The sequence below is a fragment of the Pseudoxanthomonas kaohsiungensis genome (assembly GCF_010211765.1).
GTDB lineage: Bacteria > Pseudomonadota > Gammaproteobacteria > Xanthomonadales > Xanthomonadaceae > Pseudoxanthomonas > Pseudoxanthomonas kaohsiungensis.
The window spans coordinates 1-14621 of record NZ_PDWO01000002.1; the positions used below are offsets into that span (position 1 = coordinate 1).

Consider the following 14621-nt stretch of genomic DNA (forward strand, 5'->3'; position numbering starts at 1 on the left):
GGTGCGGGCCTGGCAATGGGCCGCGACGATCGGGGCGACGAAGCGGCGCTTGCGCCACCACCTTGACGGGTCGCCCGGTCCCGCGCCCGCCGGTTCGAGTACCTCGGCATCACGCATGCGCTGGCGCGCTCAGCGCGCCAGCAGCGTCCATTGCCATGTGCTTATGCGGCCGCCCCGGTCGCTGGAGCGCTCCCCGGTGAGCTGGAACGGCTCGCCGAACTCCACCACGAGCTCGGGCCGGTAGAGCCGGGTGCCATCGGCGCGGATCGCATCGACGATCGCGATCGGCCGGCGCGGGTCGCGCACCAGGACCGGGAAGGTCACCGGTGCCGACGCGTTTCCCGCTGCATCGGTGACCACGAGCTGGAACAGGTGGCGGCCGGCGGCCAGCGGGCGGGCCTCCGAGGCGCGCACCTCGAGCAGCGGCTCGTCGGAAACGATCCCGGTGTCGATGCCGGGGACCAGGGACGCCATCGCCGCGCTCCACGCCTTGCAGTAGCCAGGCAAACGCAGGAAGCAGCGCCAACCCGGACAGCCGGCGCCGCGGTCAGCGCACCTCTTCCATCAGGCCCACCAGGTTGCCGTCGGGATCGCGCAGGAACGCGGCCCACAGCTCGTGGTCGGGCATCCGCGCGGCCAGCTGCGGTTCGCGTTCGGCGGTGGCACCGCGCGCCAGCATCGCCGCATGGGTGGCGGCGATGTCGTGCACGCGGAAGTACAGGATCGAATTGGCGCCCACCGCACCTGCGCCCTGCGGCGTGGTCAGCATGATCCGCACGCCGTCGGCGTCCAGGAACGCCAGGCCGGGCCCGGCGCGGAACAGGAACGCCAGGCCGAGCACGTCGCGGTAGAAGCCGAGCGCGGCGTCGACGTCGGCGACGGTGATCGCGACCTGGCGGATTCCCTGCACCCGATGTCCCGATTCCATGCCCGCCTCCCCGCGCCTGCGCGCCGTGATCCCGGGCGGATGATGCCAGCCAGGGCCGGACCGGCCTAGAGCTTGAACAGCGGCTGCAGCATGCGCGCCATCCAGCCGGAGAAGCGCAGCGGCGCGTCGGTGGCGGCCACGCAGATGCACGGCACGCCGGGCACGGTGACCGGCTGGTGCTCCACGTCCGAATCCAGGTCGGCGACGTCGCCGGGGGCGAAGTGCCCGATCGCATCGCGATAGGCGCCGCGCAGGATCAGGGTCAGCTCGCTGCCACCGTGGGTGTGCATCGGCACGCTGCGGCCGGGGGCGGTGCGCAGCAGCATCAGGTGGCCGTCGTCGACCCGGTCGGCGCGCACGTAATGGATGCCCGGACCGATCATCCGCCAGCGCAGGTCCGAGTAGCGGCGGCCGAAGTACGGCTGCAGCGTGCGCGGCAACGCATCGTCCGCCGCCGTCGCCGCCACCGGGTGTGGCACCGGCCGCGGCGCGGGCGCGCCCTCGGCCAGCACGCGTGCACGCAGCCGCTCGCGGGCGTCGTCCGGCAACGGTGCGCCCTCCTGCTGGACGAGCAGGTGGCCGCCGATGCGGTCGGCCAGGGCGAGCTGGCCGCGGCATTCGTCGCAGACGTCCAGGTGCGCGGCGACGACCGCGGCGAACGCCTCGGGCAGCGCGCCGGCCGAAAACGCCAGCAGGGTGGATGCGTCGGGATGGTGGTTCGGGGTCATGGCGCGGCCCCCAGTCCGGCCTTCAATCGCGCGAAGGCGCGGCGCAGGGTGGATTTGACCGAGCCCAGCGGCATGCCGAGCTCGGCGGCGATCTCGCTGTGGCTGCGGGCTTCGAGGTAGGACATGCGGATCAGCCGGGCCTGCGCCGCCGGCAGGCTGCGGATGGCGCGGTCCAGGCCGGCATGGTCGGCGTAGTCGTCCGGCGAAACGCCCCACTCGTCGACCATCCAGGCCTCGTCGACCGGAACGGGTTCCGATTCGCGGTGCGCCTCGCGCCGCCGCGCATCGATCTGCAGGTTGCGGGCGATCCGGAACAGCCAGGTCGACAGGCTGGCGCGGGCGGGATCGAACGCGGCGGCGCTGCGCCACAGCCGCAGCATCGATTCCTGGACCAGGTCGTCGGCCTGGGCGGCGGACACGCCGTGGCCGAGCAGGTAGCGCTTGAGCCGGGGAGCGTAGTGGTCGTGGATGCCGAGGAAGGCATCCATGTCCTGGCGCTCGGCCACCGCGCGCATCTGCGCGCTCCAGTAACCGGCATCGTCCGGCAGGGCGGGGCGTTGGCTGGACACGCGCTGGGGCGCCGCTAGCGGCGTCACTTTCCTGGTGGCCGGATCTGTCGCCATCTTACTCGGGTACACGCCGTTGCCGTCTTCTCCAACCTCTACGCGCGAGCGGGCCCGATGGATCCCCGCCGGCCTCACCGCAGCGGCGGCCGCGGCGCCGGCTCCGGCCACTGCTGCGGCACCCGGCGCAGGCGCGAGGTGTCGTAGCCCATCGCCGCCACTTCGGCGACCAGTTGCCGGTAGCGCGACTCGGGCAGGGTCGGCGTGCGCGCCATGATCCAGACGTAGTCGCGCTTGTTGCGCGCGACGATGGTGTCGGAATAGTCGTCGGCCAGCGCGGCGATGATGTACTCGGCCTTGACCGGCCAGACGAACTGCATGCCCCAGACCGCGTTGCCGGTGCCTTCGCGGACGAAGCCGGTCGGGGTCATCGTCTCCAGCTCGCCGGCAGGCCCGTCCTTGCGGAAGCGGAATACCGTGTCGATGCGGCCATCCGGACCGCGGGAGTAGGTTTCCACCGCGTTGTGGGCACCGCGCTCCATCGCCGTGGGGATCGAGGCGATCACGTACCAGTCGCCCATGAAGCGGTCGAGGTCGACCTGTTCGACCGGCGGGATGGGGCGGGCGCCGCCCTGGCCGGCGCAGGCGGCCAGCAGGCAGGTCGACATCAGCCAGGCCAGGGCGGTGGCGCGCATGTTGTGCTCCTCAGGTGCGGGGTGCGAACAGGTAGTGGGCGACCAGCCACTGCTGGCCGTCCTCGTAGCCGAACAGTTCGGCGCAGGCCATCCAGAACATCCGCCAGCGCTGGAACCACAGCCGCGCCGCGGCATCGCCGCCGTAGGCCTGCGCCAGGATCGGCAGCAAGGCGTCGCGATGCCGGTCCTGGTTGGCCAGCCAGGCGTCGGCGGTGCGCTGGTAGTGGGTGCCGTCGACCAGCCAGCGCCGCTCCAGCACCAGGTCACGCTGCAGGTGCAGCAGCGTGTCGGCCGCCGGCATCAGCCCACCGGTGAAGAAATGCCGGCCCATCCAGTTGTCCTGGCCCTCGGTGTCGAACGGATAGGCGGCCAGGCGGTGGACGAAGATGTGCACGAACAGCCGGCCGTCCGCGCGCAGCCAGCGCGCGATGCGCGCCAGCAGCGCGGCGTGGTTGCTCACGTGCTCGAACATCTCTACCGACACGCAGCGGTCGAAGCTGCCGGCCGGCAGCTCGAGTGCGTTCACGTCGCAGGTCACGACCCGCACGTTGTCCAGGCCTTCGGCGGCGCAGCGCGCTTCGATCCAGGCGCGCTGCGAGTGCGAATTCGATACCGCGGTGATGCGCGCGCCGGGGTAGCGCCGCGCCATCCACAGCGTCAGCGATCCCCAGCCGCAGCCCAGCTCGAGGATGTCCATCCCGTCGGCCAGGCCGGCGCGCTGCCCGTAGAGCGCCAGCATCGCCTCCTCGGCCTCGGCCAGGGTGCTGTCCGGACGCTCGAACAGGCAGGCCGAATACTTCAGCGCCGGCCCCAGGCAGCGCTCGAAGAACGCGGCCGGTACCTCGTAATGCTGCGCGTTGGCCGCCTCGGTGTGGACCGCCAGCGGCATCCGCCCCAACGCCTCGACCAGCCGCTGGTGCCGCGCCTGCTGGGCCGCGGCACCGCCGGCGAGGCATTCCCGCAGCCGCTGCGCGCACAGGCGGCGGATGCCGAGGCGGACGGCCGCGTCCGGCAGCCAGCCGCGCTCGGCCAGGCCGGCCAGGCCGGGTTCGGGGGCATGCGCGTGCGGCATGCGTGCGCTCGGTATCGCCAGGCTCATGCCTGGGACCTCCTGCGGTCCGGATCGCGTGGAAACCAGGGGAACAGCATCGGGGTGCGCTCGCGGTAGCGCCGGTAGTCGTCCCCGCGGGTGCGCAGGGCCTGGGCTTCGGTCCAGGGGATGCCGCTGAGGTAGCGCAGGAACAGGTACATCAGCACCGGCCCGGCCCAGCTCAGCAGGTGCAGCGGCGAGCCCACCGAGAGGAACACGTAGGCGAACCAGTGCAGCCACTCGAAGAAGTAGTTCGGATGCCGCGAGAACCGCCACAGCCCGGTGTCGCAGGTGCGTCCGCGGTTGCGCGGATCGGCGCGGAAGCGCGCCAGCTGGCGGTCGGCGACGGCCTCGCCGCCCACCGCCAGCAGCCACGCCGCCACGCCGAGCGCGGTCCATGCGCTGAAGTCCCCGGCCGGGTTGGCGGCCACGGCGGCGAACGGCAGTGCGAACAGCAGCACCAGCAGCGCCTGGCCGAGGAAGAACAGCAGGAATGCGGGCCCGCTATCCTTCCAGTGCGCACGCAGGTGGTGGTAGCGGCCGTCCTCGGCTTCGCCGCGGACGCGCCGCCACAGGTGCATGGCCAGTCGCAGCGCCCAGACGCCGCCGAGGACGGCCAGCAGTATCCGTGGCAACACCGCGCCCGGCCCGATGGCCGCCAGGAACACGGCGGCCAGGCCCATGCCGGTGGCCCAGAGCACGTCGACGATGCCGGCGTTGCGGTGCGCGCGCTCCCACCGCCACCCGCCCAGCATCAGCGCCGCCATTGCCAACGCCAGCCACCCGAACGCCTGCAGCAGGTCCATCAGGCGACTCCTGCGACCCAGCGGTCGCCATGGCCCGGGCGCGCGCCCGGGCGCGCGAACAGCAGGTGGCTGACCCCGATCGAGCGCTCGAGGAAGCCGCCTTCGCAGTAGGCCAGGTAGAAATCCCACAGGCGCAGGAAGCGCTCGTCGTAGCCCAGGCCGCGCGCCTGGTCACGCGCGGCGAGGAAGCGCGAGCGCCAGGCGTTGAGCGTGCGCGCGTACGACAGGCCGAAATCCTCCAGGTGCACCAGCTGCAGGTCGCCGGCGCGCGCGCTGGCGCCGAGCATCCCGTGGACCGAGGGAATGAAGCTGCCGGGGAAGATGTGCCGCTTGATGAAGTCGACCGAACGCAGCGCCTGCTCGTAGCGGTGGCCTTCGATCGTGATCGCCTGCACCAGCGCCAGCCCGTCGTCCTCCAGCAGCGCCGCCAGCTTGCCGAAGTACGCTTCCTGGTAGCGCGCACCGATGGCCTCGATCATCTCGATCGAGACGACCCGGTCGAAGCGGCCCTCCAGGTCGCGGTAGTCGCGGAGCAGGACGGTGACGCGGTCCTGCAGCCCGGCCTCGGCCACGCGCTCGCTGGCCAGGGCGTGCTGCTCGCGGGAAATGGTGGTGGTGGTGACGTGGCAGCCGTAGTGGCGCGCGGCGTGCAGCGCCAGCCCGCCCCAGCCGGTGCCCACTTCCACCACCCGCAGGCCTTCGCGCAGGCCGAGCTTGCGGCAGACGGCATCGAGCTTGCGGGTCGAAGCGCTTTCCAGCGTGTCGTCGCCGGCCCACAGCGCCGAGGAGTACATCAGGTCGGGCGACAGGAACAGGCCGAAGAAGTCGTTGCCCAGGTCGTAGTGCGCGGCGATGTTGCGGCGCGCGCCGGCGCGGGTGTTGCCGCGCAACGCATGCCAGGCCCGCAACGCGGCCGAGGCCGGGCGCGCGCTGCCCGACTCCATCGTGTCGAGCAGGTCGCGGTTGCGCAGCAGCAGGCGCACCAGCGCGACCGGGTCGTCGCTGTGCCACAGCCCGTCGCCGTACGCCTCGCCGGCGGCGACGCTGCCGCCGAGCGCCAGCGCGCGGTAGAAGCGCGGATCGGCGACGCGGACATGCACCGGATGCGCGCCATCCGCCACGCCAAGCCGCTGCCGCCCCCATGCATCCTCGAGCAGCAGCTCGCCGTGCCGCAGCGGCGCCAGCGAACGCAGCACGCGCTGGCGCAGCCAGGCGTCGAGCGCGGTCGGCGCGGCGGCATCCACGGCCGGGACGGACAGGACGGGTGGACTCATCGACGAACTCCTTCGGCCGCGCGCAGGCGCGGATGGTCGTGGAACGGCACGCGCTTGAGCCACAGCCGCAGCGCCTGCCAGTGGATGGCGCCGATCACCTGCGCGGTCATCAGCGGATAGCGCCACAGCAGCCGCGCCAGCGCCGGCCCGTCGAGCGGGCGCCGGTGCAGGCTCAGGCTGGCGTCGAACTCGCGCACCGGGCCGTCGAGTGCCCGCATGTACACGCCCAGGCGCTCGCCCGGCACGCTGAAGCGCCAGTCGTAGCCGCGGTCCATGGCCATGAACGGCGACACGTGGAAGGCCTTGTCGAAGCGCCAGCGCAGCAGGCCGCCGCGGCGCTGCGCCTGGTCCGCGGGCAGCACGTAGGCGTGGCGCTCGCCCCACGGGGTGTTGGTCACCTCCGCCACCACGGCGCGCAGCGCATCGCCGGTGTCGTGGCAGTAGTAGAACGTGACCGGGTTGAACACGTAGCCGGCGTAGCGCGGATGGCAGAGCATGCGCACCGCCCCGCCGGGGCGCTCGCCGGTGGCCTGTTCGACCCGGTCCAGCACCGCGTCCTTCAGCGGGGTGCACGCCGGCCCCAGGTAGTCGCTGCGCCGCCACTCGCCCAGGTTGCGGCGGTCGACCGACCACAGCCAGCGCCGCTCGAACACCCGCTCGACCTCGTCCAGGTCCAGGTACAGCTGCGCGATCCGGTAACGGAAGGCATGCGCGCGCGGCAGGTGGCGGCGGTGCACCACCCGGCCTTCGTAGAGCGCGCTGTGCACGGGGCTCATGCGACCACCTCCAGGCGCCGGGTGGCGCCGGCCTCGATCTGCGCAGCCACCTGCTCGCCGCTGCGGATGCCGTCCTCGTGGAAGCCCCAGCCCCAGTAGGCACCGGCGAACCAGGTCCGGTGCAGGCCCTGGATCTCGTGCGCGCGGGCACGCGCGCTCACCGAGGCGGCGGTGTAGACCGGATGCGCGTAGCGCATGCGCTGCAGCACCCGCGACGGGTCGATCGCCCCGGTGCGGTTGAGCGTAACCACGAACGGCTCGCGCGTGTCCAGGCCCTGCAGCAGGCTCATGCAGTAGCTCACCGTGCACGGCGCCGCCGGATCGCCCGGCACGTAGGCGTTCCATGCCGCCCAGGCCTTGCGCCGGCGCGGCAGCAGCCGGGCGTCCGTGTGCAGGATCACATCGTTCTCCTGGTAGGGCAGCGCACCGAGGATCGCGCGCTCGCGCGGGTCCGGCCGTTCCAGCAGGGCCAGTGCCTGGTCGCTGTGGCAGGCCAGCACCACGTGGTCGAAGTTCTCGATGCCGTCCGCATGCAGCAGCTGCACGCCATGGTCGTGGCGGCGCACCGCGTGCACCGGCGTGCGCAGCCGTTCCTGCACGCGCCAGCGCGCGCGCAGCCGTTCCACGTAGGTCGCCGATCCACCCTCGACCACGCGCCACTGCGGCCGGCCGCGCACCTGCAGCATCTGGTGGTTGGCCATGAACGCGACCAGGTAGCGGACCGGGAAGTCCAGGATCCGGGATGGCGGCGACGACCACAGCGCCGAGGCCATCGGCACCAGATGGTCGTCGCGGAAGGCGTCGCCGTAGCCGTTCAGGGCCAGGTAGCCGCCGAGCGTCGGCCCCGGGCCGGGCCCGTCGAGCAGCGCCGGCGCCTCCCGGTAGAACCGGACCAGGTCCGCGACCATGCCAAGGAAGCGCGGCGAGACCAGGTTGCGGCGCTGGCAGAACAGCGCGTCGAGCGTCGTGGCGTTGTATTCCAGGCCATCGGCGCGGTGCACCGAGAAGCTCATGGTCGTCGGCCGCGAGGTCACGCCCAGCTCTTCGAACAGCGCCGCCAGCCGCGGGTAGTGGACCGGGTTGTGGACGATGAAGCCGGTGTCCACCCGCCAGTCGCGACCCTCGTGCCGGACCGCGTGGGTATGGGTATGGCCGCCGAAGCGGTCGTCGCGCTCGAACAGCACGACCTCGTGGCGCTGCGACAGCCGCCATGCCGCCGACAGGCCGGCGATGCCCGAACCGACCACCGCGATCCTCATCGCGCGGCCGCCTTGGCCAGCACCCACGCCGGCACCGGCCGCAGGTCCCAGACCAGCCCGAGCGCCTGCATCAGGCGCAGTCCGTACCAGGTCAGGTCCAGCTCGTACCAGCGGAAGCCCTGGCGGGCCGATCCGGGGTAGAAGTGGTGGTTGTTGTGCCAGCCCTCGCCGAAGGTGAGCAGCGCGAGCCAGGCGTTGTTGCGGCTGTCGTCGCGCGTGTCGAAGCGGCGCCGGCCGTAGCGATGCGCCAGCGAATTGATGGTGACGGTGGCGTGGAACAGGACCACCGTCGAGACGAAGAAGCCCCACACCAGCATCTGCGGGCCGTCGGTGCCCAGGCCGGGGGCGACGCGCTGCAGCACCCACCCCAAGCCGTAGGTGGCGGCGGCCAGCAGCAGCGGCACGACGACGTCGTAGCGGTCCAGCCAGCGCAATTCGGGATAGGCGGCCAGGTCCTGGACGCGACGGTAGTCGGTGGCGAACGCCTCCTCGGTGAGGAACCAGCCGACATGGCTCCAGAGGAAGCCGCGCTCGCGCGGCGAATGCGGATCGGCCGCCGTGTCGGCATGGCGATGGTGGTGCCGGTGATGCGCCGCCCACCACAAGGGACCGCGCTGCACCGCCGAGGCACCCAGCGCCGCGAACAGCACCTGCAGCGGGCGCGAGGTGCGGAACGCGCGGTGCGAGAAGTAGCGGTGGTAGAAGCCGGTGATGGCGAACATGCGCACCACGTAGAGCAGCGTCGCCACCGCCACCGCCACCGGCGAAACCCCGACCCAGGCCACGCCCAGGCAGCCGGCATGCAGGGCGATGAACGGCACCGCGCGCGGCCAGTCGATGCGATGCCCCACCAGCGGCTCGTCGACGCGCGCCGGCGCGCCCGTGACCCAGCGGCGCAGCCACGCGGCGCGCCCCGGCACTGGTCGTACCGTGGAAGCAGGAGGAGGCGTGGGGTTGTGCATGGGCGGTAGGCGTCACGGCCGGCTGTTCACTTGCATACGTGCGTGAGGGCCGGATGGATCCCGGCCACGCGATCCCGTCGCCGATGTGCGCGCGATGTGCACGTGGCGTGATGAATCCGAACCGCCACATCCGGCGTAACAGACCTCGCTGCCGATGCAGCCTCCCTTCCATCCGCCACGAGGCACCACCATGAATTCCCATCGCATCGCCCTGGCTCTTTCGCTCGCCCTGATCGCGCCGCTGGCCCCCACCGCCAACGCCGGCGCCGCCAGTGCCGCCGCCGCGCCGGCCAAGCAGTCGACCGTGGTCGACGTCGCCGTCGGCTCGCCCGACCACACCACCCTCGTCGCCGCGGTCAAGGCCGCGGGCCTGGCCGGCACGCTGTCGTCGGCGGGCCCGTTCACCGTCTTCGGGCCGACCAACGCCGCGTTCGACGCGCTGCCCGCCGGCACCGTCGACACCCTGCTCAAGCCCGAGAGCAAGGCCACGCTCACCGGCGTGCTGACCTACCACGTGGTGCCCGGCAAGGTCGACGCCGCCACCCTGGTTTCGAAGATCAAGGCCGGTGGCGGCAAGGCCGAACTGGCCACCGTGCAGGGCGGCAAGCTGGTCGCGAGCCTCGACGGCAATCGCGTACTGCTCACCGATGCCAAGGGCGGGAAGGCCAGCGTGACCGCCACCGACCTCGCCGCCGGCAATGGCGTCGTGCATGTCGTCGACCGCGTGCTGATGCCCTGATCCCAACCGTCCCCCGCGTTGGCGCGGTGCCGTGGCCCGGTCCACGGCATCGCGCCGCAACCGCATGCACCACCCACCAGGAGAAAGCGTCATGAACAAGCTGCTGCTCTGCACCGCGCTCTGTGCGCTGGCTTCCCCCGCCCTGGCCGCTCCCGAGAGCGGTCGCTTCTCCATGTCCGTGCTCGGCGGCACCGACACGCCGCTCAGCGGCGACGTGCACCGCGGCGCGACCGTGGACGTGCCCGACCTGGGCCCGCTCAATCCCGCGCTGGCCGGCGTCGATGCGCAGCTGCGCATCCAGTCGCGCGGCCACGACCAGATCTATGGCACGGCCATGTCGCTGGGCCTGGAGGTGGGCTATGGACTGAGCGACCGGAGCGAAGTGTTCCTCCAGGCCCGCCAGATGAGCGCCGATGACGGCCGCGTGCGCGTCGGCGCCGCCTACGTGCCCGCGCTGGACACCGAGCTCGACGTCTTCGGCCACTTCTCCGGCTACGACGCCTACACGTTCGAGTTCGGCTACCGGCATTTCTTCGGCGAGTCGGGCTGGGCCCGGCCGTTCGTGGCGGCGCGGCTGGGCGCGACCGAGACCGACGCGATCAAGGCCACGTTCGAGATTCCCGCCGCGGCGATCACGATCCCGGACGCGCCGTTCTTCGAGAAGGCCTGGGCGGTGAGCGGCGGCGTCGAAGCCGGCGTGCAGATCCCGTTCACCGAGCGCTTCAGCATGACCCTGACCGGCGGCGTGAACTACATCGGCGACCTGTCCGACGACGATTCCGCCATCGCCGGGCTCGGCCTGGCGGCGATCAACGACACCGGCAGCCGCGTGTCGATGCCGGTATCCATCACCGGACGCTGGGATTTCTGAAGCATGCGCGGCGGCGGGCAAGGCAACGAGCCCGCCGCCGGCGCCCCGTAGAGCGGGGCTCGCCCCGCTGCCCTGGCCATGCAGGGCTCTCCTGGCCTGCGGGCGAGGACATCAGACGCGAAGCAGCGGGGCGAGCCCCGCTCTACGGGCATCACCCGCGGGCGGCCACCAGGGCCGCCCGCGAACCTCACGAGCGCGGGTCGAGCCGGTACAGGCGGCCCTGGGCGCCCTTGCCGCCATCCTCCAGCAGCCAGATCGTGCCATCGGGCCCCTGCTCGACCTCGCGGATGCGCGTGCCCATGTCGAAGCGCTCGGCTTCGCGCGCCGAGGTGCCGTCGAACGCGACCCGCACCAGGCTCTGCGACGAGAGCCCGCCGATCAGGCCGCTGCCGTTCCAGCCCGGGTAGCGGTCGCCGTCGTAGATCACGAAGCCGGCCGGCGAGATCACCGGGGTCCAGGTGATGACCGGCGCGCGGTACTGCGGCTGGGTGTCGTGGTCGGGGATCGGGCGCCCGTCGTAATGGTCGCCGTTGGAGACGATCGGGTAGCCGTAGTTGGCGCCCTTCTCGATCAGGTTGAGCTCGTCGCCACCCTTGGGGCCCATCTCGTGCACCCACAAGCGGCCGTCGCGGTCGAAGTCGATCCCGAGCATGTTGCGATGGCCCAGCGACCACACCTGCGCGGCCACGTCGCCCTGGCCGGTGAAGGGATTGCCGTCCGGCACGCTGCCATCGTCGCGCAGGCGCACGATCTTGCCCAGGTTGGAGGCCATGTCCTGCGCGGGGTCGAACTTCTGCCGCTCGCTGGAGGTGATCCAGAGCATGCCGTCGGCGTCGAAGGCGATGCGGTGGCCATAGTGGCCGTTGCCCGCGACCTTGGGCACCTGCCGCCAGACCACCTGCAGGTCCTCGAGCTCCTTGTCCTCGAGGTCCAGCTTCGCGCGCGCCACGGCGGCTCCGGAGGTGTTGCCGTCGCCGGCCTCGGCGTAGCTCAGGTAGACCCAGCCGTTGCTGGAAAACTGTGGATGCAGGACGACATCGGCGAAACCGCCCTGGCCGGCGTGCACGACTTCCGGTACGCGCCCGATGCGGGTGCGCTTGCCGGTGGCCACGTCCTGCACCCAGAGGCGCCCGGCCTTCTCGGTGACCAGCAGGCGGCCATCGGGCAGGAAGGTCATCGCCCACGGCTCGTCGAAGCGCGCCACTTCGACCGCCTCGAACGGCCTGTCCGCGGCCGCCGGCGCCTGCGCGGAGGCGACGGCACTGGCGACGAGGAGCGCGGATGCGAGCAGGCTGAGGGGAGAACGGCGCATGGCGTGGCCTCGGGGAACGGATGGAAGGGCATCCGATCCTACCCGGCGCACGTCACGCCGCCGTGACGCGACCGGCGGCGCCTCAGCGCGCGCGCTTGAGCAGGGCGAAGGCCTCCAACGCCGCCTGCCGGCCTTCGGCCAGGTCGACCTGTGGCGTGCGCGGATAGCCCGGCGCGAGCCGCCGCAGCAGCTCCGGCTGTTCCCAGGGCGCAAAGCGCGCCTGCGGCGGCAATGCCGCCAGCTCCGGGACCCAGCGTGCGATGTAGGCCCCTTCCGGATCGAACCTGCGCGCCTGGGTCACCGGGTTGAACACGCGGAAGTACGGCGCGGCGTCGGCACCGGTGCCGGCGGTCCATTGCCAGCCCTGGGTATTGTTGGCCAGGTCGGCGTCGACCAGCGTGTCCCAGAACCAGCGCGCGCCATGGCGCCAGTGCATGCGCAGGTGCTTGGTCAGCCAGCTGGCCACGATCATGCGCACGCGGTTGTGCATCCAGCCCGTGTGCCAGAGCTCGCGCATGCCGGCATCGACGATCGGCACGCCGGTGCGGCCCTGGCGCCAGGCATCGAGCCGTGCCTGCAGCGGCCGCGCCCAGCGGAAATCGGCGAAGCGCGCGTCCAGCGGCTCGTCGGGCACCTTCGGGAAGTGGTGCAGGACGTGGTGGGCGAACTCGCGCCAGCCCAGTTCGGCGAGGAAACGGTCGCGGTCTTCGGCGGCGATGGTATCGCCGGCATCGAGCACCGCCGCGGCCACGCGCTGCACCGCGACCTCGCCGAAGTGCAGGTGCGGCGACAGCCGCGAGGTGCCCGCCTCGGCGGCCATGTCGCGTGCCGAGGCGTAACCGGCCAGCGCCTGGCCGAGGAACCGCGCCAGCGCGTCGCCGGCGCCGGCCTCGCCCGGGGTGAAGCGCTGCCAGAAGCCGGCGTCCCATGGCGGCGACGGCGCGGGCAACAAGGTGTCGAGCGCGATCCCGTGCGGCGCTTCGGCCGCGTCCGGCGAGGGCAGCCGCGCCGGCGCGTCCCACAACCGCGGCGTGCGCCACTGCGCCCGCGCCGCTTTCCAGAACGGCGTGAACACGCGGTACGGATCGCCCTGCTTCGTCGCCACCTCCCAGGGTTCGAACAGCAGCGCGCCGTTGAAACTCTCCGCATGCAGGCCGGCTTCGCGCAGGGCGCGCTTGATCTTCGCGTCGCGCTTCTCGATCGCCGGCTCGTAGCGGCGCGTCCACAGCACCGCCTCGGCGCCGGTAAGCGCGGCCAGCGCCTGCAGGGTGCCCAGGCTCGGTCCACGCAATACCAGCAGGCGCGAACCGCGTCGCTCCAGCGCGTCGGCCAGCGCCGCCAGCGAGCGCCGGCGCCAGGCATCGGAGGCCGCGCCCGGTGCCCAGTCGCCCTCCTCGTCCGGCGCGTGGATGTAGACCGGCACCGGCAACCAGCCGCGTTCGAGCGCGGCGCGCAGCGCGGGCTGGTCGTCCAGGCGCAGGTCGTCGCGAAACCAGACCAGGGCGACGGCCATGCGATCTCCTACACCGTCCCGCGGTTCTTGCCCTGCCACGGGCGATACCAGGCGCGGATCGCGGCCATGTCGGCGGGCAGGTCGCCGGTGGTGTGGAACAGCGGACCGATGCCGATGGTCCTGTCCGGGTAGTGGAAGTACGCCATCAGCACCGGCACGCCGGCGCCGTGGGCGATCTTGAGGAAACCGGCCTTCCACTGCTGCACCGGCTTGCGCGTGCCTTCCGGCGCCAGCGCGAACCACAGCTGCGGCGACTGCCGGATCAGCTCGATGCTCTGCTCGACCACGCCCTGCGGCTTGCTGCGGTCCAGCGGGATCACCCCCAGCCGGCGCAGCACCACCGACAGCGGCCACCAGAACAGCGAGTCCTTGCCGAGGATTCGCGCATCGAAGCCCAGCGCCATCTTCGCGGCCATGCCCCAGATGCCATCCCAGTTGGACGAATGCGGCGCGGCGATCAGCACCAGCCGGGGGATGTCGGGAAAGGTGCCGATGACGCGCCAGCCGCCCAGGCGCAGGATCGTGCGCCCGAGCCAGCGCGAGAAACGCCGCGACGCCGGCACCTGCGGCATGTTCGGCGGGATCGGCGGCAGCAGCGGTCCGTCGGCGGCCACGCTCAGTCCCAGTTCCGGGTGGTGCGGCCGCGCTTGACCTCGCTGCGTTCGCGCTTGCCCTGCAGGCGGCGCTGCTTGGACGCGCGGGTGGGCTTGGTCTCGATCCGGCGCTTGGGCACCACCAGCCCGGCGGCTATGAAGGCGGCGAGCCGTTCGCGCGCGTCCTGGCGGTTGCGGTCCTGGGTGCGGAAACGCTGGGCGTCGATCACCAGCACGCCCTCGTCGGTGAGCCGGCGGTCGCGCCGCGCCAGCAGGCGCGCGCGCAGGGGTTCGGGCAGCGACGGCGAGCCGGCGATGTCGAAGCGCAGCTCGACCGCGCTGGATACCTTGTTGACGTTCTGACCGCCGGCGCCGCTGGCGCGCACGAAGCGCTCGACGATCTCCGCATCGGGGATCGCCAGGCCGGGGTGGATGACCAGGTCGTCGGCGGGCATGGGCCGATTGTATGTAGGAGCACAGCTTGCTGGCGACAAGGTGGTGTGGGGAGAGTG

At 72.2% G+C, this 14621-nt stretch carries 17 protein-coding genes; 2 read left to right on the plus strand and 15 right to left on the minus strand.

Features of this window, described 5'->3' with window-relative positions:
- Positions 1 to 129 precede the first annotated feature (129 nt).
- From CSC66_RS02455 to CSC66_RS02505, 11 genes are all read right to left on the minus strand, one after another.
- Positions 130 to 474 carry a hypothetical protein gene (locus CSC66_RS02455; protein WP_162375809.1) on the minus strand — a complete coding sequence of 115 codons (345 nt, stop codon included), beginning with the start codon at positions 472 to 474 and terminating at the stop codon, positions 130 to 132.
- 73 nt (positions 475 to 547) lie between these two features.
- Positions 548 to 928, minus strand: a complete 381-nt coding sequence (locus tag CSC66_RS02460) for a VOC family protein (protein ID WP_162375810.1) — start codon at positions 926 to 928, stop codon at positions 548 to 550.
- A gap of 65 nt (positions 929 to 993) precedes the next feature.
- The gene (locus CSC66_RS02465) at positions 994 to 1656 is read right to left on the minus strand and encodes a ChrR family anti-sigma-E factor (protein ID WP_162375811.1); all 663 of its coding nucleotides are present in this window, start codon (positions 1654 to 1656) and stop codon (positions 994 to 996) included.
- Positions 1653 to 2225 carry a sigma-70 family RNA polymerase sigma factor gene (locus CSC66_RS02470; protein ID WP_238394233.1) on the minus strand — a complete coding sequence of 191 codons (573 nt, stop codon included), beginning with the start codon at positions 2223 to 2225 and terminating at the stop codon, positions 1653 to 1655. The genes CSC66_RS02465 and CSC66_RS02470 overlap by 4 nt, the downstream gene beginning before the upstream one ends.
- A 128-nt stretch (positions 2226 to 2353) precedes the next feature.
- Positions 2354 to 2914, minus strand: a complete 561-nt coding sequence (locus CSC66_RS02475) for a lipocalin family protein (protein WP_162375813.1) — start codon at positions 2912 to 2914, stop codon at positions 2354 to 2356.
- A gap of 10 nt (positions 2915 to 2924) precedes the next feature.
- Complete coding sequence (locus CSC66_RS02480) at positions 2925 to 4013, minus strand: SAM-dependent methyltransferase (protein ID WP_162375814.1); 1089 nt, start codon at positions 4011 to 4013, stop codon at positions 2925 to 2927.
- Complete coding sequence (locus CSC66_RS02485) at positions 4010 to 4810, minus strand: DUF1295 domain-containing protein (RefSeq protein ID WP_162375815.1); 801 nt, start codon at positions 4808 to 4810, stop codon at positions 4010 to 4012. Before CSC66_RS02485 ends, CSC66_RS02480 begins: the two co-directional genes overlap by 4 nt.
- Complete coding sequence (locus CSC66_RS02490; RefSeq protein WP_162375816.1) at positions 4810 to 6084, minus strand: SAM-dependent methyltransferase; 1275 nt, start codon at positions 6082 to 6084, stop codon at positions 4810 to 4812. The genes CSC66_RS02485 and CSC66_RS02490 overlap by 1 nt, the downstream gene beginning before the upstream one ends.
- A complete protein-coding gene (locus CSC66_RS02495) occupies positions 6081 to 6860 on the minus strand; it encodes a DUF1365 domain-containing protein (protein WP_162375817.1) in 780 nt (259 codons plus the stop codon). The genes CSC66_RS02490 and CSC66_RS02495 overlap by 4 nt, the downstream gene beginning before the upstream one ends.
- Entirely contained in the window at positions 6857 to 8119 is a 1263-nt protein-coding gene (locus CSC66_RS02500) for an NAD(P)/FAD-dependent oxidoreductase (RefSeq protein ID WP_162375818.1), read from the minus strand. Before CSC66_RS02500 ends, CSC66_RS02495 begins: the two co-directional genes overlap by 4 nt.
- Positions 8116 to 9081 carry an acyl-CoA desaturase gene (locus tag CSC66_RS02505; RefSeq protein ID WP_162375819.1) on the minus strand — a complete coding sequence of 322 codons (966 nt, stop codon included), beginning with the start codon at positions 9079 to 9081 and terminating at the stop codon, positions 8116 to 8118. The genes CSC66_RS02500 and CSC66_RS02505 overlap by 4 nt, the downstream gene beginning before the upstream one ends.
- A gap of 190 nt (positions 9082 to 9271) precedes the next feature.
- On the opposite strand from CSC66_RS02505, the gene CSC66_RS02510 reads away from it, so the two are divergent.
- The gene (locus CSC66_RS02510; protein WP_162375820.1) at positions 9272 to 9820 is read left to right on the plus strand and encodes a fasciclin domain-containing protein; all 549 of its coding nucleotides are present in this window, start codon (positions 9272 to 9274) and stop codon (positions 9818 to 9820) included.
- Positions 9821 to 9911: 91 nt separating this feature from the next.
- Complete coding sequence (locus tag CSC66_RS02515) at positions 9912 to 10691, plus strand: hypothetical protein (RefSeq protein WP_162375821.1); 780 nt, start codon at positions 9912 to 9914, stop codon at positions 10689 to 10691.
- 187 nt (positions 10692 to 10878) lie between these two features.
- Here the strand turns inward: CSC66_RS02515 and CSC66_RS02520 are convergent, their stop codons facing one another.
- The 4 genes from CSC66_RS02520 to arfB all read right to left on the minus strand — a co-directional run bounded on the left by CSC66_RS02520 (position 10879) and on the right by arfB (position 14564).
- Positions 10879 to 12003, minus strand: coding sequence for a PQQ-dependent sugar dehydrogenase (locus CSC66_RS02520; protein ID WP_162375822.1), 1125 nt, complete (start codon positions 12001 to 12003; stop codon positions 10879 to 10881).
- A gap of 82 nt (positions 12004 to 12085) precedes the next feature.
- Positions 12086 to 13516 (minus strand): cryptochrome/photolyase family protein, encoded by a 1431-nt coding sequence (locus tag CSC66_RS02525; protein ID WP_162375823.1) that lies wholly within the window; start codon positions 13514 to 13516, stop codon positions 12086 to 12088.
- Between the two features lie 8 nt (positions 13517 to 13524).
- Complete coding sequence (locus tag CSC66_RS02530; RefSeq protein WP_162376146.1) at positions 13525 to 14088, minus strand: lysophospholipid acyltransferase family protein; 564 nt, start codon at positions 14086 to 14088, stop codon at positions 13525 to 13527.
- A 44-nt stretch (positions 14089 to 14132) separates the two neighbouring features.
- Positions 14133 to 14564, minus strand: coding sequence for an alternative ribosome rescue aminoacyl-tRNA hydrolase ArfB (gene arfB, locus CSC66_RS02535; protein ID WP_162375824.1), 432 nt, complete (start codon positions 14562 to 14564; stop codon positions 14133 to 14135).
- Positions 14565 to 14621 lie beyond the last annotated feature (57 nt).